The 21,605-nt window shown below is 63.4% G+C and carries 24 protein-coding genes and 1 tRNA gene (1 of these 25 running past the window's edge); 11 read left to right on the top strand and 14 right to left on the bottom strand.

The features are described 5' to 3' along the window. Window positions 1-28: 28 nt before the first annotated feature. From GGR38_RS06190 to GGR38_RS06180, 3 genes are all read right to left on the bottom strand, one after another. The gene (locus GGR38_RS06190; RefSeq protein ID WP_183623730.1) at window positions 29-2,317 is read right to left on the bottom strand and encodes a TonB-dependent receptor domain-containing protein; all 2,289 of its coding nucleotides are present in this window, start codon (window positions 2,315-2,317) and stop codon (window positions 29-31) included. Then, window positions 2,314-2,598: a hypothetical protein gene (locus tag GGR38_RS06185; RefSeq protein WP_183623728.1), complete on the bottom strand. Its 285-nt coding sequence runs from the start codon at window positions 2,596-2,598 to the stop codon at window positions 2,314-2,316. The genes GGR38_RS06190 and GGR38_RS06185 overlap by 4 nt, the downstream gene beginning before the upstream one ends. Before the next feature lie 52 nt (window positions 2,599-2,650). Beyond that, window positions 2,651-2,742, bottom strand: a tRNA-Ser gene (locus tag GGR38_RS06180). A gap of 273 nt (window positions 2,743-3,015) precedes the next feature. Here GGR38_RS06180 and GGR38_RS06175 point away from each other — a divergent pair. Beyond that, the gene (locus GGR38_RS06175) at window positions 3,016-3,753 is read left to right on the top strand and encodes a DUF1134 domain-containing protein (protein ID WP_183623726.1); all 738 of its coding nucleotides are present in this window, start codon (window positions 3,016-3,018) and stop codon (window positions 3,751-3,753) included. Window positions 3,754-3,816: 63 nt separating this feature from the next. Further along, window positions 3,817-4,995: an amino acid aminotransferase gene (locus GGR38_RS06170; protein WP_183623724.1), complete on the top strand. Its 1,179-nt coding sequence runs from the start codon at window positions 3,817-3,819 to the stop codon at window positions 4,993-4,995. A 253-nt stretch (window positions 4,996-5,248) separates the two neighbouring features. Here GGR38_RS06170 and GGR38_RS06165 read toward each other — a convergent pair whose 3' ends face one another. The 6 genes from GGR38_RS06165 to GGR38_RS06140 are packed head-to-tail and all read right to left on the bottom strand — an operon-like array spanning window position 5,249 to window position 9,150. After that, on the bottom strand, window positions 5,249-5,866 hold the full coding sequence (locus GGR38_RS06165) for a riboflavin synthase (protein ID WP_183623722.1): 618 nt from the start codon (window positions 5,864-5,866) through the stop codon (window positions 5,249-5,251). After that, window positions 5,839-6,828 carry a bifunctional diaminohydroxyphosphoribosylaminopyrimidine deaminase/5-amino-6-(5-phosphoribosylamino)uracil reductase RibD gene (gene ribD / locus GGR38_RS06160; RefSeq protein WP_183623720.1) on the bottom strand — a complete coding sequence of 330 codons (990 nt, stop codon included), beginning with the start codon at window positions 6,826-6,828 and terminating at the stop codon, window positions 5,839-5,841. Before ribD ends, GGR38_RS06165 begins: the two co-directional genes overlap by 28 nt. Beyond that, on the bottom strand, window positions 6,828-7,292 hold the full coding sequence (locus tag GGR38_RS06155; protein WP_183623718.1) for a hypothetical protein: 465 nt from the start codon (window positions 7,290-7,292) through the stop codon (window positions 6,828-6,830). Before GGR38_RS06155 ends, ribD begins: the two co-directional genes overlap by 1 nt. Before the next feature lie 54 nt (window positions 7,293-7,346). Next, window positions 7,347-8,075 carry a M48 family metallopeptidase gene (locus GGR38_RS06150; RefSeq protein WP_183623716.1) on the bottom strand — a complete coding sequence of 243 codons (729 nt, stop codon included), beginning with the start codon at window positions 8,073-8,075 and terminating at the stop codon, window positions 7,347-7,349. Next, window positions 8,075-8,551, bottom strand: coding sequence for a YcgN family cysteine cluster protein (locus GGR38_RS06145; protein WP_183623714.1), 477 nt, complete (start codon window positions 8,549-8,551; stop codon window positions 8,075-8,077). Before GGR38_RS06145 ends, GGR38_RS06150 begins: the two co-directional genes overlap by 1 nt. Further along, complete coding sequence (locus GGR38_RS06140; protein ID WP_183623712.1) at window positions 8,539-9,150, bottom strand: SCO family protein; 612 nt, start codon at window positions 9,148-9,150, stop codon at window positions 8,539-8,541. Before GGR38_RS06140 ends, GGR38_RS06145 begins: the two co-directional genes overlap by 13 nt. 84 nt (window positions 9,151-9,234) lie before the next feature. Here GGR38_RS06140 and GGR38_RS06135 point away from each other — a divergent pair, with 84 nt between their 5' ends. The 5 genes from GGR38_RS06135 to ssb all read left to right on the top strand — a co-directional run bounded on the left by GGR38_RS06135 (window position 9,235) and on the right by ssb (window position 13,374). Continuing rightward, window positions 9,235-9,855 carry an ankyrin repeat domain-containing protein gene (locus GGR38_RS06135; RefSeq protein ID WP_343059006.1) on the top strand — a complete coding sequence of 207 codons (621 nt, stop codon included), beginning with the start codon at window positions 9,235-9,237 and terminating at the stop codon, window positions 9,853-9,855. 11 nt (window positions 9,856-9,866) lie between these two features. Then, window positions 9,867-10,532 carry a COQ9 family protein gene (locus GGR38_RS06130; RefSeq protein WP_183623710.1) on the top strand — a complete coding sequence of 222 codons (666 nt, stop codon included), beginning with the start codon at window positions 9,867-9,869 and terminating at the stop codon, window positions 10,530-10,532. 144 nt (window positions 10,533-10,676) lie between these two features. After that, window positions 10,677-10,928 carry a FeoA family protein gene (locus GGR38_RS06125; RefSeq protein WP_183624079.1) on the top strand — a complete coding sequence of 84 codons (252 nt, stop codon included), beginning with the start codon at window positions 10,677-10,679 and terminating at the stop codon, window positions 10,926-10,928. Then, complete coding sequence (feoB, locus tag GGR38_RS06120) at window positions 10,925-12,769, top strand: FeoB small GTPase domain-containing protein (RefSeq protein WP_183623707.1); 1,845 nt, start codon at window positions 10,925-10,927, stop codon at window positions 12,767-12,769. The genes GGR38_RS06125 and feoB overlap by 4 nt, the downstream gene beginning before the upstream one ends. Before the next feature lie 14 nt (window positions 12,770-12,783). Further along, complete coding sequence (gene ssb, locus GGR38_RS06115) at window positions 12,784-13,374, top strand: single-stranded DNA-binding protein (protein WP_183623705.1); 591 nt, start codon at window positions 12,784-12,786, stop codon at window positions 13,372-13,374. Between the two features lie 52 nt (window positions 13,375-13,426). Here ssb and GGR38_RS06110 read toward each other — a convergent pair whose 3' ends face one another. After that, window positions 13,427-13,942 carry a YceD family protein gene (locus GGR38_RS06110; RefSeq protein WP_183623703.1) on the bottom strand — a complete coding sequence of 172 codons (516 nt, stop codon included), beginning with the start codon at window positions 13,940-13,942 and terminating at the stop codon, window positions 13,427-13,429. Further along, window positions 13,939-14,484 (bottom strand): ubiquinol-cytochrome C chaperone family protein, encoded by a 546-nt coding sequence (locus GGR38_RS06105; protein WP_183623701.1) that lies wholly within the window; start codon window positions 14,482-14,484, stop codon window positions 13,939-13,941. Before GGR38_RS06105 ends, GGR38_RS06110 begins: the two co-directional genes overlap by 4 nt. 200 nt (window positions 14,485-14,684) lie before the next feature. On the opposite strand from GGR38_RS06105, the gene GGR38_RS06100 reads away from it, so the two are divergent. Genes GGR38_RS06100 through GGR38_RS06085 form a run of 4 tightly spaced genes read left to right on the top strand, consistent with a single transcriptional unit; the run spans window position 14,685 to window position 17,391 of the window. Then, the gene (locus GGR38_RS06100; protein WP_172339390.1) at window positions 14,685-15,197 is read left to right on the top strand and encodes an outer membrane protein assembly factor BamE; all 513 of its coding nucleotides are present in this window, start codon (window positions 14,685-14,687) and stop codon (window positions 15,195-15,197) included. 54 nt (window positions 15,198-15,251) lie between these two features. Then, a complete protein-coding gene (gene hslV, locus GGR38_RS06095) occupies window positions 15,252-15,827 on the top strand; it encodes an ATP-dependent protease subunit HslV (protein ID WP_281379369.1) in 576 nt (191 codons plus the stop codon). 6 nt (window positions 15,828-15,833) lie between these two features. Then, entirely contained in the window at window positions 15,834-17,135 is a 1,302-nt protein-coding gene (gene hslU, locus GGR38_RS06090) for an ATP-dependent protease ATPase subunit HslU (RefSeq protein ID WP_183623699.1), read from the top strand. Window positions 17,136-17,184: 49 nt separating this feature from the next. After that, window positions 17,185-17,391, top strand: a complete 207-nt coding sequence (locus tag GGR38_RS06085; protein WP_183623697.1) for a DUF1737 domain-containing protein — start codon at window positions 17,185-17,187, stop codon at window positions 17,389-17,391. A gap of 33 nt (window positions 17,392-17,424) precedes the next feature. Here the strand turns inward: GGR38_RS06085 and GGR38_RS06080 are convergent, their stop codons facing one another. From GGR38_RS06080 to GGR38_RS06070, 3 genes are all read right to left on the bottom strand, one after another. After that, on the bottom strand, window positions 17,425-19,281 hold the full coding sequence (locus tag GGR38_RS06080; RefSeq protein WP_183623695.1) for an ABCB family ABC transporter ATP-binding protein/permease: 1,857 nt from the start codon (window positions 19,279-19,281) through the stop codon (window positions 17,425-17,427). A 49-nt stretch (window positions 19,282-19,330) separates the two neighbouring features. Next, window positions 19,331-20,254 (bottom strand): retroviral-like aspartic protease family protein, encoded by a 924-nt coding sequence (locus GGR38_RS06075; protein ID WP_183623693.1) that lies wholly within the window; start codon window positions 20,252-20,254, stop codon window positions 19,331-19,333. An 86-nt stretch (window positions 20,255-20,340) separates the two neighbouring features. Continuing rightward, a protein-coding gene (locus GGR38_RS06070; protein WP_343059004.1) for an oligosaccharide flippase family protein crosses the window boundary here: on the bottom strand, window positions 20,341-21,605 show its 3' portion. The gene runs 259 nt beyond the window's last position; 1,265 of the gene's 1,524 nt are visible here — the last part of the coding sequence; its start codon lies off the right edge, out of view; the stop codon is at window positions 20,341-20,343.

The following is a 21,605-nucleotide window of genomic DNA, read 5'->3' as shown; positions in this document are numbered from 1 at the left end:
CGGGGGGTGAGCCCGGCCTGTCGCATCATCAATATTCAAAGCCCAGCGTGACGCCATAGGTGCGCGGGGCGCCATAGGTGCCGTTGTCGCCGCTGTTCGAGGCGCCGATCTGGGTGCGATAGAAGGCATTGCCCAGATTGCGGCCCCACAGGCGGGCATAGACCCGGTCATTGGGCCGATAGGTCAGCGAGCCATCGACCAGTGTGTATTGCGCCTGCGTCACGCGCTCGTCGGGCGAGCCGACATAGCCGCCATTGTAATAGACATTGCCCGCCAGCGTGAATTTGCCCAGCTCATACGAGCCGCCAAGGCTGAAAGTGATGTCGGGCGTGTTCTGCAATTTGTGGCCCGAGGCGTCGCCGTAATAGAGGCAATTGCCGCCCAATTGCGCGGCGGGCGAACCGAACGTGCCAAGGCAAGCTGTGTTGGCCATGGTGGCCCCGGTCTTGCTGTTCACATAGGTCAGGTTGGCGATGTTGAAGCCCGATGCCACCGGATAGGGGGTGGAAAGGACGGCATCGGTAAAGCTGGTATAGCGGGCATGCGTCAGGTTGACCCCGCCGAACAGCCGCAGATGATCGGTCACGCGCCAGTTGATATCGGCGTCCAGACCGTAAATCCGCGCACCCTTGGCATTATAGACATTCTGAACCCCGGAGATGACCTGCATCACCTGAATGTTCTTCTCGTCATAATAGAAGCCCGCGACATTCAGGCGCACCCGGCGGTCGAACAGGTCGGTCTTGGCGCCGATTTCATAGGCATCGACCTCTTCGGGGTTGAGCAGCGGGGCCGAACCGGCCGTAAAGGCCTGCGCGATATAGGTGCCGGAGCGGAAGCCGCGGTTATAGCTGGCATAGACCATGACTTCGGGCGAGAAGCGGTGATCGACCGAGAGGCGCCACGTCGCCTTGTTGAACGTATGGGCATCGCTGACGGGCGCGCCGATGGTGGTGGTGCTGGTCGCGCCATTATAGGAATTGACCTGCGCGGTCAGCGTGCGCTGGTCATGGGTATAGCGGATGCCCGCCACCAGATGGGTGTTGGGATCGAAGGCATAGGTGCCCTCGGCAAAGCCCGAGAGCGAGGTCAGGCGGACATTGTTGATATTGTCGGTATAGCCATTGCCGCCAAACACGCGGGTGCCGGTGGTGCGGCCCGGCTCGGTCCCGGCCGAATTCCACATATAGAAGCCGCCCAGCACCCATTGCAGCTTGCCCCCGCCGTTCGACATCAGGTTCACTTCCTGGGTCAACTGGCGGTCATACTGGTTGTTGTCGATGCGCAACTGGGGCTGGGTGGTGCCATCGGGGTCGAAATAGCCGCGGATGGTCGATTTGCGATAGGCGGTCACGCTCTTGACCTTCACCCCGCCAAGGCCCTGTTCGATGGTCAGGCCGCCGCCGCTCTGGCGGGTGCGCAGCACCGGATCGACATCGGCATAAATATCGGTGTTCGGATTGCCGCCCAGCGCGACGATCTGGCTCGTCACATTCTGGCCCAGCGTGTTGAGCGTGAAATTGCGGAAGGCGGGTTCGGAACTGTTGCGGCCGTTGCTGTCGATCGAAGCGAGGATGTTGGTGTCGGGGCCGGGCTGCCATTGCAGCTTGCCGCGCATCACATATTGTTCGCCGCTGTTGATGTCCTTGCCGGTGAACAGATTCTTGCCCCAGCCCTTGTCGCGGTTTTCATATTGGCCGGAAACCGAGAAGGCCAGATTTTCGGTCAGCGGCCCCGAGAGATAGGCCGCGCCATTCATCGTCTCGTAATTGCCATAGCTGACCTCGGCCTTGCCGGTCCAGGTCTTGCTGGGGCCTTGGGTGGTGATCTGGATCAGGCCGCCGGTGGCGTTGCGGCCGAACAGCGTGCCTTGCGGGCCTTTGAGGACCGTCACCTGCTTTGCGTCGAACAGCGATTGCAGCACGCCGAAGGAGGCACCGTAATAGACGCCGTCGACATAGACCGCGACCGGGTTTTCGATGCCCGGTCCCTGACCCGTGGCGCCGATGCCGCGAATGCGGGGCAGGGCATAGCCGCCCGCCGCCACAGTGACGTTAAGAGCAGGAACCGCCGCGCGCAGGCTTTGCGTATCGGTGATGCCCGTGGCCTTCAACTCGGCCGTGCCCAGAGCTGTCAGCGCGATGGGGACGTTCTGGGCTTTTTCCTCACGCTTTTGCGCGGTGACCACGATTTCGCCCAAGCCCTTTTCTGCCTGTTGAGCATTGGCCTGTTGGGCGCAGAAAAGGGCTGGAATGGCGAGCCCCATGGCGGCTCCGGCCATAAAGATGCTGCGCATGGTGGTGATATTCTTGCTCACGATACAATACCTCCCGAAATATCGTCATTCTTATTTCGGGGTTTTGAACGGATCGCTTCATGCGATTTGGGCGCATGACTTTGCAGGCCGTAAACGACCATTGCAGGATGCGATCCATCCTCCCCGATTTGTTGTTCTATGATGATGTATATCGGTTGATTTTGATCGAGCCTGATCCATTTGACGCAGTGGGCGATCAACTTTCCGACGCGCGATAAAGTATGGAGCAGGACAACGCAGGCACCCGCAGAGGCGTGCCGGATCGAGAATTCAACTATCATGCAAAGGCGCCACCAAGGCCGGAATTCCGGCGCCCGAATATCGGGCCAGTGATGGCGGAGACGCCGGGATTCGAACCCGGGGAGCCCCCTTAAGGGCTCGACGGTTTAGCAAACCGCTGGTTTCAGCCACTCACCCACGTCTCCGGATCGCAGCGGCGAAGGCGGCCTATAGCGGGGGTATTTCGAACCGGCAAGGGGGTAGAATGATTTCTTTTTATTCGCTGGGGAAACAGCGCGCAGGCCGTTCATTTACCGCTGGCGCAAAATCGCTTCAGCCTCCAGCAATGCAGGCCCGGCCACGTTTTGCCGCATATCCGACTCGGCCTGTCGCCTGCCGACTTGCGCAAGGGAAGGCCGGATTGTCCACAAGGCCGGCGGGCGATAGACTGGGCCTGCCGCGATGAGAGGAATGAAGCGATGAAGCCGAACCGTATGGCTGGCCATGGCGCAAGGATGGGCGCTCTGGTGGCGTTGAGCATGATGATTCTGACGCCGGTAGCCCATGCGCAGAGCAACCCGCCGATCGATTCCGATCTGGTCCGGCCCGATGCCCCGGCAGCGCCCGCGCCCGCCTATGCGCCGCCGGCGGGTGGTGCGACCTATGCTCCGGCCGCGCCTGCCGCAGCCCAGCCTGTCGCACCGGCTGCAGCGCCCGCATCGCCCGCCGATGGGCGGACCTATCATCAGGACGACCTGATCGGCGCGGCCGAAGGCGTGTTCGGCAAGGGCGCCAAGGGGCTGGCCCAGATCATTCAGGATATTCTGAAAAAGCAGGGCGAGCCGAACGGCTATATCGTCGGGCGTGAGGCGGGCGGCGCCTTTGCACTTGGCCTGCGCTATGGTTCGGGCACGCTTTATCACAAGATCGAGGGGCAGCGTCCGGCCTATTGGGCGGGTCCCTCGATCGGCTTTGACGCGGGTGCCAATGCCGCCAACACTTTCGTGCTGGTCTATAATCTCTACAACACCGAAGACCTCTATCACCGCTTTGGCGCGGGCGAGGGGCAGGCCTATATGGTGGGAGGCTTCAATGTTTCTTATCTGCGGCGCGGCGATGTAGTGCTGATTCCGGTGCGCATGGGGGTCGGGCTGCGGTTGGGCATCAATGGCGGATATATGAAGTTCTCGAAAAAGCAGAACTGGAACCCGCTCTAAGCGCCGATTCGTGGCGATACGCCCTTGCCCCCACCGGCGCGTGGGGGTAAAGGCGCGGCCACTATGCTCAACAATCTCAAGCAACAGCCCGCCGACGCGCTTCTGGCGCTGATCAAGCTCCACAATGCGGACCCCCGCGAGGACAAGATTGACCTCGGCGTGGGTGTCTATCGTACCGATACGGGCGCCACGCCCGTGTTCGAATCGGTGAAGGCGGCTGAAAAGCTGCTGCTCGATACGCAGGATTCCAAAGCCTATCTGGGCCCCGAAGGCGACATGGGCTTTGTCCATGCGCTGATGCCCTATGTGTTTGGCGCTGCAAACCCGACCATGGACGGCCGCATCGATGGGATGCAGGCCCCGGGCGGCACGGGCGCGGTACGTCTGGCCGTGGCTCTGGCCAAGAAGGCCGGTGTTGGCCGCATCCTGATGGGCACGCCCAGCTGGCCTAATCATGCCCAGATCGCCGCCGATGTCGGCGTCGAAATCAAGGGCTTCAACCACGCCACCAAGGCTGGCGTTGCCGACATGGATTCCCTGCGCGAAGCGATTGCCGGGGCCGAAGCCACCGATGCCATCATGCTGCACGGCTGCTGCCACAACCCGACCGGCATTGATTACACCGACGCCGAATGGGACGAAATCGCGGGCCTCATCAAGGCCAAGGGCATCCTGCCGATCCTCGACCTTGCCTATCAGGGCCTGGGTCAGGGCATGGAAGAAGACGCCTATGGCATCCGCCGCGTTCTGGCCGAAGTGCCCGAAGCGCTGATCGCCTATAGCTGCGACAAGAACTTCGGCTACTACCGCGACCGCGTGGGCGCGCTCTATGTGCTGGCGCAAAATGCCGATGCGGTGAACATCGTGCTGTCGAACGGCGCCACGCTGGCCCGTGCGGCCTGGTCGATGCCGCCCGATCACGGCGGCGCGGTGGTTCGCCTGATCCTCTCGGACGCAGGCCTGACCGCTTCGTGGCTGAACGAGCTGGACGTGATGCGTGCGCGCATGAACGAAGTGCGCGCCAAGCTGGGCGGCGCAGGCGTTCAGGGCTCGGTCGATTTCGCGCCCTTCGGCACGCAGAACGGCCTGTTCTCGATCGTTCCGCTCAATGGCGATCAGGTGCTGGCCATGCGCGAAAAGCACGGCGTCTATATGGCCGGTTCGGGCCGTATCAACGTGGCGGGCCTGACGATGGGCAACATCGACAAGTTCATCGCGGCGGTGGCTGACGTTACGGCTTGATTTGGGATTTCGGGGGTTATGCCTCCGGCGGGCAAAGGGACTAGGTCCCTTTGCAATCCCGTTACTGGAAGGGCGCTTCGTTGGAAAACGGGGCGCTCTTTTCGTTTCTAAAAAGCCTGCGGCGCAGAGAATGGGCGCCGCAGGCTTTAAATTTTAACGCAGCGTCCGACACCTAACGCCGAACCCATGGCGCAACAAAGACAGTAACGGGAGCGCGAGGGTCTAGGCCTTCGCATTTAAACTCCCTTCAAAATCACCCCTTCAACGCCTGCATCCGCTTCAGATACCGCGCCAACACATCAATCTCCAGATTGACCGAAGCGCCCTCGGCCCACTCGCCTGCGGTGGTGACCTTGGCGGTGTGCGGGATGATGTTGAGGGCAAAGTGGCAGGTGCCATCGGCCTGATCGGCAATGTCATTCACCGTCAGTGAGATGCCATCGACGGTGATCGAGCCTTTTTCCGCGATATAGGGTGCAAGGTCTGCGGGCGCGGCGATGATCACGCGGATCGAATCGCCCACCGTGCTGATGCTGACCACGCGGCCCACGCCGTCGACATGGCCGGTAACGATATGCCCGCCCAGTTCATCGCCCAGCTTGAGCGCCGGTTCGAGATTGAGCGTCGTGCCCTCAGCCCAGCGCCCCGCGACGGTGCGGCTGGTGGTTTCGCCCGAAATATCGACGGCAAACCACGAATCGCCTGCGACCCCACCCTTGTCCACCACGGTCAGGCAGACGCCCGAGCAGGCGATGGATGCGCCGATGGCGATGCCTTCGGGGTCAAAGGGGGCGGCGATGCGGGCGTGGACGTGCTGCGTGCCCGTGGCCTGCGTGATGGTGCCTAAAGCGGTGACAATGCCGGTAAACATGGGTTTGCCTCATAGATTTCCAGCGTGTCCTTGCCAAGCTGGCGTTGATCGGTCTTGTGCCAGCGGTCATGCGCCTGCGCCAGAGCGGAAAGGCCATAATCGCCAATGCCCTGTCTGCCCCCGCCGATCAGGATGGGCGCGCGATAGAGCAACAGGCGGTCCACCAGTCCGGCCCGCAGGAAAGCCGATGCCGCCCCGGCGCCGCCTTCGACAAAGAGGTAGAGGTCATCGCGCAGCCCGTGGATCGCCTCGGGCGAGGGGATTGCCTGCCAGCCTTCGGGCGCTTCGCCATGCGTTAAAACCAAACGCCGGGGGCTCTGTGCCGATAGCCCCGGCAGGCGCACATCGAGGCGCGGATTGTCCGTCCGCAATGTCTCGCCGCCCACCAGAATCGCGTCCGATTGCGCGCGCATCGCGTGGGTATGGGCGCGCGCCTCAGGCCCGGTAATCCACTGGCTCTCGCCATCAGTCCGCGCGATGCAGCCGTCGAGCGACATTGCGAGCTTGAGCGTCACATGCGGCCGCCCCAGTGTCCGCTGGGCCAGATAGCCTGCCAGCGAGGCGCGCGAGGCGGGGCAATCGACCTGTTCGACGGCGATGCCCGCGCCGCGAATCCGCGCGATGCCCGCGCCCGCCGTGCGCGGATCAGGGTCGCCGCAGCCGATCACCACCCGCGCTAGCCCCGATGCCGCCACAAGATCCGCGCAGGCCGGGCCGCGCGAGGAAACATGGGCGCAGGGTTCGAGGCTGACATACATCGTGGCCCCGCGCGCATCGACGCCGTTTAACGCCACCGCCTCGGCATGGGGCCGCCCGCCGCCCTGCGTCCAACCGCGCGACACAACTACGTCATCGCGCACAATAATTGCCCCCACGCCCGGATTGGGCCGGGACAAGGGCCGCGCCCGCGCGGAAAGCCTTGCGGCGGCGGCCAGCCAGCGCAGATCGGCGCTATCGACCATTATTTTGCGGCGGCGGCCTGCACGGCCTTGGCGTGTTCGACCTCGGCAGCGGCGGCCTTGGCCTCGGCGGCGCGTTGCGCTGCGGCATCGCGTTCGATCTTGTCCACGTCCATGCCCGAAATCCGGCCCAGCGTACGGTAGAGCTTTTTCGTCTCTTCCTCGGCCTCGGCCTGTTCGCGCAGGCGGTCATCCTTGATCTTCTGGAAGGCAAGGTTGCTGGCCTTGATTTCCTCGTCGCTGCGATCCGCGCGCCAGCTATTGATATAGGTGATCGAGGGCAGGCGTGGAGGCGCGCGATGTTCCTCGCGGATAATCAACGAGAGAACAGTGCCGCTGGCTACGAAAGCGGCCAGCACAAAGCGCCACCGATGCCGCCCCGACGAGCGCCACACCGAGACGAAATCGGACACTGCGCCCGTGGGCGACACATCGGACCACATCGAATTCTTGCGTTTGAAAACCATCACGTCACGCAAATAGGGATGAATCGCGCCTTACGCCAGCACTATGCGCCCGGATCAGCCAAGCGGCGTATAGAGCGAGCGCCCATGGCGTTTGAGCCAGCGGTTGGTTTCCTCGATACTGCCTTCAAACAATTGGGCAAGCAGGGCGTGGAAGGCGGGCGAATGGTTGAAATGGACCAGATGCGTGACTTCATGGGCAACCACCGCCCGGCGTACCGAATCGGGGGCCATCATCAGGCGCCAGTTGAGTCGCACGCTGCCCCGCGCCGAACAGCTGCCCCAGCGTGCCTGCGCGCCCGAGAGCGCCAGCGGGGGCACGGGCACCCCGGCGCGGGCGCAATAAAAGGCCAGATCCTGAGTAAAATGCTCGCGCGCCTGCGCCTGTATCCAGCGGGTGAGGCGGGGGGCGAGCGAATCGAGCGCGCCGCCCAGATGGATCACGCCGCCTTCGCAGACCACGCGGCGGGTCGATCCGGGGCTGTGGGCAATCCGGTGCGGCGCCCCGGCAAACAGGATCACCCCGCCCGGCGCCAGCTCCACCTTGGGCGTATGGCGCGCCAGTTGCGCGGCCAGCCAGTCGGCGCGCAGATTGGCGAAATCCACCGCGTCCTGCGTTCGGCCCCATTTGGGCATGGCGATCCGCACCTCGCTGCCATCGGGGGCGAGGCGCATGGTCATGCGGCGCGATTGCGGCAGGCGACGGATGGCGATCGGCACGCGCCGGCCGTTTAATTCGATCGAGGGATGCTCCTCTTTCTGGCCACGCAGCAGCCAGTCGAGCATCAGTCTTCGTCCTCTTCGAGGATCTCCATCGGCACCATGCCTTCGGGCCAGATGATGTGATGGTGCAGCGGCCCCGCAACGGTTTCGCTGATCGCGCGGCCCGCGACGCTGGCCTTGGCATCATGGACGCTCTGGCGGTCGCCGGTCAGCAGGTAATGCCATTCGGGCAAAGGCCGATCCTCGCCCCGCCGCCGATAGGCGCAGGTTTCGGGCAGCCAGCTCAATTGCCGCACGCTCTTGGGCGTCAGGCGGATGCAATCGGGCACATGGGCGCGGCGGTTCTTGTAATCGCTGCACTGGCCCGTGCGCAGATCGAGCAGCTTGCATGCCACATTGGTCATGAAGATTTCGCCGCTGTCCTCATCCTCGACCTTGTGCAGACAGCACTGACCGCAACCGTCGCACAGCGCTTCCCATTCCGCCTTGCTCAGGCGGTGGAGGGGGAGTTCCCAGAAGCGGTCTCTCATTTCACCCATGTGGTCAGGTCCTCCGCCACGGCCTGCGGGCCTTTATCAACGGGCAGCATCGAGATAGGCTGACCATCCGGCCCCATCAAATAGGCGATGCGGCTGTGATCCATCAGATATCCGCCCGAGGTTTCCTTGCCGCGCGCATAATAGGCGGCAAAGGCCTTGGCTGCCTGATCTACCTGCGCGGGGGTTCCGGTCAGCCCGATCAGGCGCGGTGAGAAGGCGGCGGCAAATTCGCCCACCACCTTGGGCGTGTCGCGCGCCGGGTCGATCGAGATGAAGATCGGGCGGATGCGGTCGGCCTCTTTGGGATGGGTCTTGGCAAAGGCGTCCAGCCCGCGCATCGCCACCGCCACATCGGTGGGGCAGGCATCGGGGCAGAAAGTGTAGCCGAAATAGACGATCCGGTAGAAGCCCTTGAAATCGGACCATTGCACCGTCTTGCCATCCTTGTTCACCAGCGTGAACGGCCCGCCGATGGCGGCGCCCGCCAGCGGCGGATCGGAAGGAGACGGCGCGGATTTGCAACCCGACAGCAACAGCGCGCCCGCGATCAGGGCGGCAAGTGGGATACGAAAGGGCTTGATCATGGCGCGGCTGTTCATGCTCTGCTAAAGGCCCTTGCGCAAGGTGCGATGATGCGCCCATGAGGCTTTAAGGGCGGCGCATTCGGCTATGGAGGAAGTGAAGTGATCTCTGGCACATATCGGCGCAAGCTGCGCGTGGCGCTGTTTGCGGCGCTGGCGATGGGCGTTGCTTTGCCCGGCCCGGCGCAGGCCCAGTTTTCGAAAAGCTACAAGTTCCTCGAAAGCGTCAAGAAGAAGGAAGGGCAGGAGGTCACCGACGCTCTGGCCGAACCGGGCACGACGATCATCAACACGCGCGATGTTTCCACCGGCGAAACCGCGCTGCATATCGTCACCGCGCGCCGTGACACCACATGGATCAGCTTCCTGCTGGGCAAGGGCGCCGATGCGAATGTCCGCGACGCCAAGGGCCAGACCCCGCTGGTGGTGGCGGCCAACCTCGGCTTTGTGGAGGGCATGGAATTGCTGATCGCGGGCGGGGCGCGGGTGGATGAACCCAATTCGACCGGCGAAACCCCGCTGATTTCGGCGGTGCATCGCCGTGATGTCACGATGATGCGTGTGTTGCTCAAGGCTGGCGCCAGCCCCGACCGTGCCGACAGTTCGGGCCGTACCGCGCGAGACTATGCCAAGCTGGAGCGCAACGACAATCTGATCGAAGAGATCAATACCAACGCCAAGAAGACTGACAACAAGGCTCACACCTATGGGCCTTCGTTCTGACGCAGGAGCGCATGATGATGCAGGCCGATAATCTCTCGCTCGACGAATTGCGCGTTTTGCTGGCGCCCGGTGTGGCGCGGGCGGCGGTGTTCGACGGCTGGGGCGAGGAGGCGGTGCGCGCCGCGGCGATGGAAAAGGGCGTGTCGGCCGATGTCGCGCTTTATGCCTTTAATGAGGGCGCGATGGCGATGATCTCGGCATGGATCGCCTCGATCGATCTGGCGATGGTCGAGGCGCTGCCTGCGGCGGAGCTGGCCAAATTGCCGATTCGCGAGCGGATTTCGCGGCTGGTGCGTTTCCGCCTCTCGGCCTTGGGCGGGGCGGAGGAATCCTTGCGCCGCGCTCAGGCGATCATGGCGCGGCCGCGCAATCTGGCGGCTGCGGCCCGGCTGGGCTGGCAGAGCGCGGATGCCATGTGGCGTCTGGCGGGCGACCGGGCGGTTGATTTCAATCATTACACCAAGCGCGCCACGCTGGCAGGCATCTATGCGGCGACATTGGCGGTTTTCGCCAATGATGAGAGCGAGGACAAGGCCGAGACGCTGGCCTTCCTCGACCGCCGCATCGAAGGGGTGATGCGTTTTGAGAAGATCAAGGGCCAGTTGCTGCGCCGCGACGCGATGCATTTCAGCCCGGTTCGCCTGCTCGGCCGCTTGCGGTATCCTGCGAGTCTTTGATGTTGGCGTGACGCACCCGCGTCACGCCCGACACCGGCCTTCTTCCCCGGCGCATCATAAATCTTACCCGGTTATTGCGAGTGAGTTGCAATTTGCTCTGAACTCTGGCAGCGCAGAAGTATGAACGCGATGCCAGATTCCGTGATGACGCTCGACAAGCTGCCCGTGGGGAAAAATGCCCGGATTGTGGCCGTCGATTGGGCTGCCCTTGTCGAGGAAGAGGCGCTGCGCTTGCGGGCGCTGGGCGTGGACGTTGGATCGAAATTGTCAGTGTCGCATCGCGGCGTGTTTGGCGGGGCCGATCCGCTGGCCCTGCGCGTTGGCCGCATGACGGTGGCGCTGCGCCGGGCCCATGCCCGCGCGATGCAGGTGGCAGTATTGGAAAACGGGCTGTGAGCCGCTGGCACAAAGCCGCGCTGGTCGGCAATCCCAATGCGGGCAAGAGCGCCCTGTTCAACGCCTTGACCGGCGCGCGGCAGAAGATCGCCAATTACCCCGGCGTCACGGTTGAAAAGCGCGCGGGACGAATGATTTTGCCCAATGGCGCGCCGATTGAATTGACTGACCTGCCCGGCTCTTATGGCTTGCAGGCCACCAGCCCGGATGAGGAAGTCACCCGCAAGGTGATCCTTGGCGAACTGGCCGGAGAGCCTGCGCCCGATGTGCTGGTGATCGTGCTGGATGCCAGCAATCTGGAACAGCATCTGGTCTTTGCGCAGGAAGTGATCGCGCTGGGCAAGCCAACGGTGGTCGCGCTCAACATGATCGATCTGGCCGAGCGTGATGGACTGGTGCTTGACCCTAAGGCGCTGTCCAATGCATTGGGCGTGCCGGTGATCCCGACGGTGGCGGTGCGGCGGCGCGGCCTTGCCGAATTGGGCGAGGCGATTGCGCAGGCCGAGGGCCATGCGGGTGATGCGCCCCATCCGCGCGCGCGCCTCGATATGGCCGAGCGGCGGATGGAGGCTCATTCCATTGCTGATGGCGTGATCATTTCGGAAAGCGCCAAGCATCGCCTGCATTCGCGTATGGACGATTTCCTGCTGCACCCATGGCTGGGGCCGGTGTTCCTGCTGGCCTTGCTGTTCGTGGTGTTTCAGGCGGTGTTTGCCTGGGCCGCGCCTTTGCAGGATGGGCTGGAAGGTTTTGTCGGGCTGATCTCCGATGGGGTCAAGGCCGAGATGGCGACAGGCCTGCTGCGCGATTTTATCACCGATGGCGTGCTGGCAGGTGTGGGCGCGGTGGTGGTGTTTCTGCCCCAGATCATCATCCTGTTCTTCTTCATCCTCGTGCTCGAAGCCACCGGCTATATGGCCCGCGCGGCTTTCCTGATGGACCGGATGATGGCGGGCGTGGGCCTGTCGGGGCGCAGCTTCATTCCGCTGCTTTCCTCCTTTGCCTGCGCGGTGCCGGGCATCATGGCCACGCGGTCGATCACCGATCCCAAGGACCGGCTGACCACGATCCTGATCGCGCCGTTGATGACCTGTTCGGCGCGTCTGCCGGTCTATGCGGTGATTATTGCCGCGTTTATTCCCAATCGTCCGGTGGGCTTGGTGGGCCTACAGGGGCTGGTGCTTTTCGGGCTTTATGTGTTTGGCATCGTGGGCGCGATGGTGGTGGCGCTGATCCTGCGCCGTTCCGTGACGAAGGGCGCGGCCAGCGGCTTCATCATGGAAATGCCGAAATATCAGCTCCCCCGCCTGCGCGATCTGGGACTGGGCCTGTTTCAGCGCGGCTGGATCTTCCTGCGCCGCGCGGGCACGATCATCCTTCAGGTGAACATCGTCCTGTGGCTGCTGCTCAACTTTCCTCAGGCGCAAAAGGGGCAGGATCAGGTCGATGCCTCGTTCGCCGGGCATATCGCCAATGGATTGGCCGTGGCGTTGAAGCCCATCGGGTTTAACCGCGACATTGCGCTGGCGCTGATCCCCTCGATGATGGCGCGCGAAGTGGCGGTGTCCTCGCTGGCCACCACCTATGCCGTGGCGGCGGGCGACGATGACACCACCGCGCATCAGCTTTCCGACCAGTTGCAAAAGCACTGGAGCCTGCCCACCGCGCTGGCCTTTCTGGCATGGTTCGTTTTCGCGCCGCAGTGCATTTCCACCATCGCCGTGACGCGGCGTGAAACAAATGGGTGGAAATGGCCTGCCTTCATGCTGGCCTATCTCTTCGCGCTTGCCTATGTCTTTGCGGGCATCACCTATTGGAGCGCGATTGCGCTGGGGTTCTAGGCTAAGAGGGTTTCATGGCAGGCAGCGTCAACAAGGTCATTCTGATCGGCAATCTGGGCGCCGATCCAGAGGTCAAGTCGTTCCAGAACGGCGGGCGTATCGCCAATCTGCGCATCGCCACCAGCGAAAGCTGGAAGGACCGCACCACCGGAGAGCGCAAAGAGCGCACCGAGTGGCATCAGGTGGTCCTTAATTCGGACGGCCTGGTTGGCGTGGCCGAGCGTTTTCTGCGCAAGGGCAGCAAGGTCTATATCGAAGGCCAGCTGCGCACCCGCAAGTGGCAGGATCAGAGCGGCAATGACCGTTACACCACCGAGATCAGCGTGGGCGTGGGCGGCGCTCTGACCATGCTGGACGGCCCGCAGGGCGGCGGTCAGGGCGGCGGCATGGGCGGCGGTGGCCGTTCGGGCGGCGACTGGGGCGGTGGCTCCTCGGGCGGTGCTTCCTCGGGCGGATCTTCCTATGGTGGCGGTCGTTCGGGCGGCGGCTCGTCGGGTGGCAGCGACTGGGGCCGCACTTCTGGCGGTTCGGGCGGCGGCTTTGGCGGCGGCTCGTCCTCGGGCGGCGGTTATGGCGAAGATCTGGACGACGATATCCCGTTCTGATCGGGGCCGTTCAGGTTGCACCAAAAGCGAAGGGGGCCAGATGGCCCCCTTTTTATTTCTTCTTCAAAGCCTCGAGCGCCGCAAAGGGGCTGAGGTTTTCCTGCCCCAACAGGCCCGCCGCGCGCACCTTGGCGGCTTCCGGCCCCTCGGCAAAGGGATCAATGGACAGCGCCAGCGATTGCGCCACCGCCTCGCCCAGATCGAAACGCTCGCCTTCATAGGGGATGTCGTCGCAATCCTCCTCGCTCAGCTCGATTTCCTCATCCGGCCCACCATCGACGCCGCTTTCCGGCACAAAGCGCAGGTCCAGCTTCTCGCGGATCCTTTGCGGCAGATCCTCGGCCGAAATCGCGCAGGATTGCACCAGATCCGAGGACAGCGTGCCCTTGGCGCGGATGATCGCCCCATCGCGGGCAATGGTGACGCTCGCGCGCAGATGGCCGATCGAGACGAGGTGAAAGCGCTTGGCCAGCGCCTTGCATTCCTCGATCGTGGCGGTCAGTTCGACCGGCTTCTCGTCCAGATGGCGGATGTCGAGAATGCGGGAAAATTCGGGTGTGTCGCTCATAGGGCGATCCTTCCTTCCAAAAGCGCAGTATCGTCAAGCGCGGCCAGATGATCGGCCAGTTCGCGCGCGCCCTGCGCCAGCGCGGCCAGATCGGCGCCGGGCGCCAGCGTCAGATTGCGTTCGAGCGCGGCGGCCAGATCGGCATCGCCCGCCAGCGCCGTGCGATAGGCGCCAAGACGCCCGCCCAGCACGCTCATCAGCCGCCCGATATGTTTGCCCACGACCAGATCGCCCACGCCCGATTCGCGCAATTGCCCGTCCATATCGGTCACAAACAATTCGGTCAGCCGCACCGAGGGCAGGCGCAATTCCTCGACGCCCTCCATGCGCAGCAGCGCGAGGGAAAGCACCAGCGTGATCGCATCGAATCGCCCCGCCAGCGTATCGGCAATGCCGGGGCGGCCATCGGGGGCATACCATTCGCGCGAACGGGCCGCCGCGACCAGCGCGTGCCAGAGCGGACGCACCGCGGCGTAATCATCGCTCTTGCCGCCAAACAGGCGCGAAAACAGCGAGGGCTTTTGTTGTGCAGCACTGGTCATGGCGCTTGGCAGCCGCTCCTTTTATCGTTCAGCCATTATTCAATCGCCCGACCCCAAGCGCGCATAGCAACGAGAGTTGCGCAGGCCGCCAAGGAGCCGTAAGGCGTTTTTCGGTAAGCATGGACTTGAGGCTTTGGCAATGCGGATTGGCGGAATATTCCCGCCGCGCAAGGCCGGGCCATAGATGGAGCAGTAGCGGGATGCGGGCAGTTTCGGGCAAGCTGGCAAAGATCGGCGTTTTGGCGCCTCTGGCGCTGGCGGCGATGGGCCTTGGCGGCTGCACCACGGTGCGCGACCATCGCGGGTTCTTTGTCGATACGGCGCTGGTCGATTCAGTGCTGCCGGGCGTGGATAACAAGATGTCGGTCGAGCGCACGCTGGGCCGTCCCACCCTGTCGAGTCAATATGGCGATCAGGACTGGTATTACATCGCCACCGACACCAAGCAGCTGGCTTTCCGCCGTCCGCAGCCGACGGCGCAGACGATCCTGCGCGTGCGTTTCGATGCCAAGGGCAATGTGCTGGGCGTTGATCGCGCGGGGATGGAAAAGGTGGCCCGGTTCAATCCCGACAAGGATCTGACCCCGACGCTGGGCCGCAAGCGGACCTTCCTTGAAGATCTGTTTGGCAATATCGGTACCGTGGGCGCGGCGGGCATGGGCGGCGGTCAGGGCGGTACGGGCGGTGGTCGCCCCGGTCCCAACGGCAGCTGATCTTTGGCATCAGGGCGGTCTGGACAAATGCCGGCCCGCCCCCATATGCCTCTCATGGATAACAGCAAAGCCGGCCACGGGCTGATCCAGTGGCATGGCACAACCATCGTCGGCGTGAAGAAGGGCGGCAAGACCGTCATCGCGGGCGATGGTCAGGTGTCAATGGGCAATACGGTGATGAAGCCCAATGCGCGCAAGGTGCGCCGTATTGGCGAAGGCGGAAAAGTCATCGCCGGTTTCGCGGGCGCCACCGCCGATGCCTTTACCCTGTTCGAGCGTTTGGAGCGCAAGCTGGAAACCCATCGCGGGCAATTGCTGCGCGCGGCGGTGGAACTGGCCAAGGACTGGCGCACCGACAAATATCTGCGCAATCTCGAAGCTCTGATGATCGTGGCCGATGCCGAAACCTTGCTGGTTCTGACCGGCAATGGCGATGTGCTGGAGCCTGAGGCGACCGAGAGCGGGACGATTACCGCGATTGGTTCGGGCGGCAATTATGCGCTGGCGGCTGCGCGGGCGGTGTCCGATTACGAAGAGGATGCTGAAAAGATCGCCCGCCGCGCGATGGCTGTCGCCGCCGAGATCTGCGTTTTCACCAATGACCGGGTGACGGTCGAGAGCATTGGTTGACCCCCTATGAATGACAATCTGACCCCCAAGGCGATCGTGCGCGCGCTGGATGAACATATCATCGGCCAGCAGGACGCCAAGCGCGCGGTGGCGGTGGCCCTGCGCAACCGCTGGCGGCGCCAGCACCTCTCGGCGGATCTGCGCGACGAGGTGAGCCCCAAGAACATACTGATGATCGGGCCGACGGGCTGCGGCAAGACCGAGATCAGCCGCCGTCTGGCCAAGCTGGCCGATGCGCCCTTTGTAAAGGTGGAAGCCACCAAGTTCACCGAGGTCGGCTATGTCGGGCGCGATGTCGAACAGATCGGGCGCGACCTGGCCGAGGAAGCGATCCGGCTGGAAAAGGCGCGCCGCCGCGAGGCTGTGCGCGAGGCGGCCAGCAAGGCGGCGATGGACCGGCTGCTCAAGGCGCTGGTGGGCGATGGCGCCAGCGAGGCGACCCGTGAGAGTTTCCGCCAGCGCTTGAACGAAGGCGCGATGAATGAGGTCGAGGTCGAGGTGGAGGTCGAGGATTCGCCCTCCGCGCCGATGGAGATCCCCGGCATGGGCGGTGGCATCGGCATGATCAACCTGTCCGACATGCTGGGCAAGGCGATGGGTGGCAAGCCTTTGAAGCGCCGCAAGATGCGCGTGGCCGATGCGTGGGACCGTCTGGTGGATGAAGAATCCGAAAAGCGGATGGATCAGGACGATGTGGCCCGCGTGGCTCTGGCCAATGCCGAGGCCAATGGCATCGTGTTTATCGACGAGATCGACAAGATCGCCGTGTCGGATGTTCGCGGCGGTTCGGTCAGTCGCGAAGGTGTGCAGCGCGACCTGCTGCCGCTGATCGAGGGCACGACGATCGCCACCAAATATGGCCCGATGAAGACCGACCATGTGCTCTTCATCGCCAGCGGCGCGTTTCACGTGGCCAAGCCCAGCGATATGCTGCCTGAGCTTCAGGGGCGCCTGCCGATCCGGGTTGAGCTCAAGGCGCTGTCGGAAGAGGATTTCGTGCGCATTCTGGCCGAGACGCGCGCCAATCTGGTCGAGCAATATCGCGCCTTGCTGAAAACCGAGGATGTTTCGGTCGAATTTACCTCAGATGCCGTGCATGCCATCGCCCGCACGGCGGCGCAGGTGAACGAGAATGTCGAGAATATCGGCGCTCGTCGCTTGCAGACGGTGATGGAGCGACTGTTGGAGGAACTCTCGTTCGAGGCTGAGGACCGGCGCGGCGAGACGATCACCATCGACAAGGCCTATGTCGAGGCGCGGCTGGATAATCTGGCGCACGACACCGATCTGTCGAAGTTCATTCTTTAAGGATGTGGGGCGGCGGGATTACGCCGCCCTATTTCAGGAAACCGGCCCGATGAGTGATAAAACCTATCAAACCCCCGACGACCGTCCGATCTACCGCCTGCTGACCGGCAAGGATGACCGCGCCTTTTGCGAGCGCGTGTCCGAAGCCTTGACGCAGGGGTGGCGGCTCTATGGCTCGCCCACGATGACCTATGATGCGGAAAATGCCTGTGTGAAGGTCGGGCAGGCGGTGGTCTGGCACGAGGTTGTTATCTGATGCGAAAAAGGGCCGGTTGATCCGGCCCTTTCTTCATTCGGCGGCGTTGGCGACCGCTTCGCTCGTCTCATTGGCCTGAGTCTCATTAGCTTGCCGCGCCCACATTTCGGCATAGAGCCCGTCCATCCGCAGCAATTGCGCATGGTTGCCCTGTTCGACCAGCCGCCCGTCCTGAAGCACCAGAATGGAGTCGGAATCGACGATGGTGGACAGGCGGTGGGCAATCGACAGGCTGGTGCGGTTTTCTGACAGGGCATGGAGTGTGGCCAGAATGTCCTGTTCGGTCCGGGTGTCGAGCGCGCTGGTGGCCTCGTCTAGCAAAAGGATCGGCGGGTTCTTGACCAGCGTGCGTGCAATCGCCACGCGCTGCTTCTCGCCGCCCGACAGTTTCAGCCCGCGTTCGCCCACTTCGGTGTCGAAACGGGCGGGCAGGCGGTCGATCAGGCCCGAGAGCGCGGCGGCATGCGCGGCGGCCTCGATCTGGGCGGGTGTGGCCTCGCCGGTCGGGTGGCCATAGCCGATGTTATAGCCGATGGTGTCGTTGAACAGCACCGAATCCTGCGGCACGATGCCCAAGGCTGCGCGCAGCGAGGTTTGCGAGACCGCCGCAATGTCCTGTCCGTCGATCAGGATGCGGCCTGACCATGGATCATAGAAGCGAAAGAGCAGGCGGCCGATCGTGCTCTTGCCCGCGCCCGATGGCCCGACCAGCGCGACATGATGGCCCGCCGGCACCTCAAACGACAGGCCGCGCAGGATCGTGCGGTCGCGGTCATAACCGAACACCACATCCTCAAACACCACCGAGGGGCGATGCACCACCAGCGCGGGCGCGCCGGGCTTGTCCTTCACCTCCTGTTCGGTATCGAGCAGGCGGAACATGTCGGCCATGTCGATCAACCCCTGCCGGATCGTGCGATAGACCATGCCCAGCATGTCGAGCGGGCGGAACAATTGCGTCAGATAGGTCTGGACGAAAACGAGCTGGCCCGAGGTGTACTCCCCCTTGCTCCAGCCCCAGACCGTATAGGCAGTGGCCCCCGCCATCAGCAGATTGACCACCAGCCCCTGCGCGATGTTGAGCATGCCAAGGCTGTTCTCGCTGCGCGTGGCGGCGTCGGCATAGGCGCTTGTGGCGGCCGAATAGCGGGCTTCCTCGCGCTTTTCGGCGGCGAAATATTTGACCGTCTCGTAATTGAGCAGCGAATCGACCGCGCGCGACAGGGCCTGCCCGTCCAGCTTGTTCATCTTTTCGCGCAGATGCGTGCGCCATTCGGTGATCTTGCGCGTGACATAGATATAGGCCGCGATGCTGAAGGCAGTTGCCGCCACCAGCCCCCAGCCGAAGTTGATCTGAAAGATCACCGCGACGATGAGCAGTTGCAGCACCGTGGGCGCGATGTTGAACAGCATGAAATAGAGCATCGTGTCGATGCTCTTGGTGCCGCGCTCGATGGTCTTGGTGACCTCGCCGGTGCGGCGGGCAAGGTGAAAGCGCAGCGAGAGCTGATGCAGCCGGGAAAACACATTTTCGGCCAGAATGCGGGTGGCTTCCTGCCCTACGCGCTCGAACACGATGTTGCGCAGATTGTCGAAGGCAACCCCGGCGAAGCGCCCCGCCGCATAGGCCACGACAAAGAGCATCGCCCCAGTCATCACCCGCGGGCCGGTCAGATTCATCGCATCAATCGCCCATTTCAGAAAATAGGGCAAAGACATCTGCGTGGCGGTGGAGGCCAGAATGAAGACCACCGCAGCCACGATCCGCATCCGCAGATCGGGCCGGTCATGGGGCCACAGATAGGGCAGGAACCGGCGCAAGGTTTGCCAGCCATCATGGCGCGGCGTCTTGGCGGAAGGGGCGGGCGAGGCGGAATGGTCAGGAGGCATCGCCCGCCTATGTAGGGGGGAAGCGGTCAAACGCCAATGGCCGCTTCATTCAAGAATTGGGTATCGAGGCGGCGGGCATGTCGAACATCACCCGCTTGGCCACGAAATCAATCGCGATCCGGTCGAACAGGCGCAGCGTGGGCATGCCCAGCAGCAGCGCCGGACGCCGGTCCAGCCCCATCAGCGCAAACGAAGGCGAGTCCGTATAGGCGATGGGCATGCCGGTGACCTTGAACCCGTCGATCGAGAATTGCCGCGCGGTGCCATATTCGGCCTGGATGCTCTGGCCGGTCACGCTTTGCAATTCGGTGTGGCCCTGTACCCGCGAGCCGAGCGCCTTTTGCAAGGCCCGGTTGCCCACGCTGACATCGGAACCGGTGTCGATCACCACGTCGACCTTGACGCCATCAATGACCGCATTGGTCATGATCAGCTCGCCATTATGGCGCTTGGCCTCGACCACGATTTCGAAACCATCGGCGGCTGGGTCCCGGCTTACCCGGTCGATCAGCGTCACCTCGTTGCGGCGAAAGTCGATCATCACGCGCTGGCCCTGAAGGCCGTCGAGGCCGATAATCCCATCGGCGCCCACATCATTGGCCAGCAGTATGGGCAATTGCTTGCCCTCCCAACTGCGGCGGCCCAGCTTGAGCTTGTCGACATTGACCACATTGACCACGCGGGTTCCGGCAACGCCGGTCACCTGCGCCTGCTCCGTGCCGGTTACGCCCAGTCGCGCGGCGACCATGTCCGTAAGGACGGTGCGCTGCGCCCCGGTGTCGACCATAAAGCGGAATGGCCCGTGCTCCCGCACGGTGACCGGCACGGTCATGCGGTTATAATCGTCGGATTTGGCGGCGATGGTTTCGATGGGGCCTGATGCGGGACGTGCAACCGGCAAATCAATAGCACCCGCACCCTCGGCGCTGGTGCTGGCCAGCGCAAGGGCCAGGGCGATGGCGGTCAGAGCCATGGCCATTCTCTCCTGCATATGCGGCTTATGTCGTCTAATGTATGAGTTATACGCCTATGCTGCAGCCTTGGCCAGTGCGAAGGGGGTCAGACCCGCACCATTGTGCGCAGCAAAGGGTGGATTTTTCGGCCACCGGGCAAATGGGCAACAAGTCCGATCAGGTCATCGAGCGCCGGGTGGTGCAGGCCTATCATCGCGGCCAGCCACAGGCCGCCGCCCAGCGCAACATTGGCAAAAAGCAAGCCCGTGGAAATCACATAGGGCCCCGCCCAGAGCAGATAGGTCAGCACCAGCGGAGCCAATGCTGCAAGGCAGGCAATGGCGCTTTTGGCATAGATAAGTATCACCGCGCGGACATTGAAACCCGCGATGCCATGGATGAATCGGCCATAGAGCAGCACCCAGAAGGCACCATAGATCAACCGTGAAAATGCTGCGCCCTGCGTGCCCCACAACAGTGATCCTGCGGCCAGCAGGCTGAGCGAGACGGCCGTATCGACCATGTAAAGCCCGATCAGCCGGTTGGTGCGCCCCATCAGGATGGACAGGTCGGTATGCATCGGCAGCATCACCAGAAAGATCTCGGTCAATGAAATGGTCGAGAGCAGCGGAGCGACCGCCATCCACTTTGCGCCGTAAAGGAGGCGCACCACCGGAGCGGCTGCCAGCGCCAGTCCCGCCATGCCGGGCCAGATGATCGCCGTATAACCCGCGATCACCCGCGCATAGGCCGGGCCCAGCGGATCACCGCGATCACGGATGCGGGCAAACGCGGGGAAGAACACGCTGCCGATGGCGCCCGACATCAACATACGGAACTGATCGGATAGGCTGGTCGCCCGGCTGTAGAGGCCTACCGCCAGCAGGCCGAGCAGTTTGCCCACAATCATGTCGGGCGTGCGCGTGCCCAGCGCCCCCCAGCCATAAAGGAAGGTGAGGCGCGAACCGGTGGTGACGATGGGTTTGACGCCGTCGAAACGCAAGGGCCATGGCAGGGCCGGACGCATCCATTGCGCAATGATCCCGCGCGCCGCGCCATTGGCCAGCGTGGCCCAGGCCAAAGCAAAGGCGGAAAACCCCATCGCCGCCAGCGTAAGTGCGACGATGCCCTGCGCCAGAGCGCCGCCGACATTGACGCTGAAGTGGCAGCGGAAGCTCATCGTGCGGGCCATCAGCGCCATCGGCACCACCGCCAGCGGCACAAAGAGATAAGAGCCCGCAATGATCAGCAGCATCGGGGCCAGCGCGGGCTGATGATAAGCATGGGCCATGGGCAGGGCCAGCGCGGCGATCAGTCCGGCGACGACGAAGGAGAAGGTAAGGGCGACCGAACTGCATCGCGCCTGGGCCT

It is taken from the genome of Novosphingobium sediminicola (assembly GCF_014196525.1).
Taxonomy (GTDB): Bacteria; Pseudomonadota; Alphaproteobacteria; order Sphingomonadales; family Sphingomonadaceae; genus Novosphingobium; species Novosphingobium sediminicola.
The sequence above is the reverse complement of the archived record's forward strand: the minus strand, read 5'-3'. Positions and strand labels throughout refer to the sequence as shown.

Bases quoted from the DNA above. Each gene is read 5' to 3' on its own strand.
- GGR38_RS06080 (WP_183623695.1), bottom strand. From the start codon at position 19,281: ATGCCTCCTGACCATTCCGCCTCGCCCGCCCCTTCCGCCAAGACGCCG.
- GGR38_RS06165 (WP_183623722.1), bottom strand. From the start codon at position 5,866: ATGTTTACCGGCATTGTCACCGCTTTAGGCACCATCACGCAGGCCACG.
- ribD (WP_183623720.1), bottom strand. From the start codon at position 6,828: ATGGTCGATAGCGCCGATCTGCGCTGGCTGGCCGCCGCCGCAAGGCTT.
- GGR38_RS06185 (WP_183623728.1), bottom strand. From the start codon at position 2,598: ATGATAGTTGAATTCTCGATCCGGCACGCCTCTGCGGGTGCCTGCGTT.
- GGR38_RS06085 (WP_183623697.1), top strand. From the start codon at position 17,185: ATGAGTGATAAAACCTATCAAACCCCCGACGACCGTCCGATCTACCGC.
- hslV (WP_281379369.1), top strand. From the start codon at position 15,252: ATGGATAACAGCAAAGCCGGCCACGGGCTGATCCAGTGGCATGGCACA.
- GGR38_RS06110 (WP_183623703.1), bottom strand. From the start codon at position 13,942: ATGAGCGACACACCCGAATTTTCCCGCATTCTCGACATCCGCCATCTG.
- GGR38_RS06105 (WP_183623701.1), bottom strand. From the start codon at position 14,484: ATGACCAGTGCTGCACAACAAAAGCCCTCGCTGTTTTCGCGCCTGTTT.
- GGR38_RS06125 (WP_183624079.1), top strand. From the start codon at position 10,677: ATGACGCTCGACAAGCTGCCCGTGGGGAAAAATGCCCGGATTGTGGCC.
- GGR38_RS06145 (WP_183623714.1), bottom strand. From the start codon at position 8,551: ATGGGTGAAATGAGAGACCGCTTCTGGGAACTCCCCCTCCACCGCCTG.
- GGR38_RS06140 (WP_183623712.1), bottom strand. From the start codon at position 9,150: ATGAACAGCCGCGCCATGATCAAGCCCTTTCGTATCCCACTTGCCGCC.
- GGR38_RS06155 (WP_183623718.1), bottom strand. From the start codon at position 7,292: ATGGTTTTCAAACGCAAGAATTCGATGTGGTCCGATGTGTCGCCCACG.
- ssb (WP_183623705.1), top strand. From the start codon at position 12,784: ATGGCAGGCAGCGTCAACAAGGTCATTCTGATCGGCAATCTGGGCGCC.
- GGR38_RS06130 (WP_183623710.1), top strand. From the start codon at position 9,867: ATGATGATGCAGGCCGATAATCTCTCGCTCGACGAATTGCGCGTTTTG.
- GGR38_RS06170 (WP_183623724.1), top strand. From the start codon at position 3,817: ATGCTCAACAATCTCAAGCAACAGCCCGCCGACGCGCTTCTGGCGCTG.
- hslU (WP_183623699.1), top strand. From the start codon at position 15,834: ATGAATGACAATCTGACCCCCAAGGCGATCGTGCGCGCGCTGGATGAA.
- GGR38_RS06100 (WP_172339390.1), top strand. From the start codon at position 14,685: ATGCGGGCAGTTTCGGGCAAGCTGGCAAAGATCGGCGTTTTGGCGCCT.
- GGR38_RS06075 (WP_183623693.1), bottom strand. From the start codon at position 20,254: ATGGCTCTGACCGCCATCGCCCTGGCCCTTGCGCTGGCCAGCACCAGC.
- GGR38_RS06175 (WP_183623726.1), top strand. From the start codon at position 3,016: ATGAAGCCGAACCGTATGGCTGGCCATGGCGCAAGGATGGGCGCTCTG.
- GGR38_RS06150 (WP_183623716.1), bottom strand. From the start codon at position 8,075: ATGCTCGACTGGCTGCTGCGTGGCCAGAAAGAGGAGCATCCCTCGATC.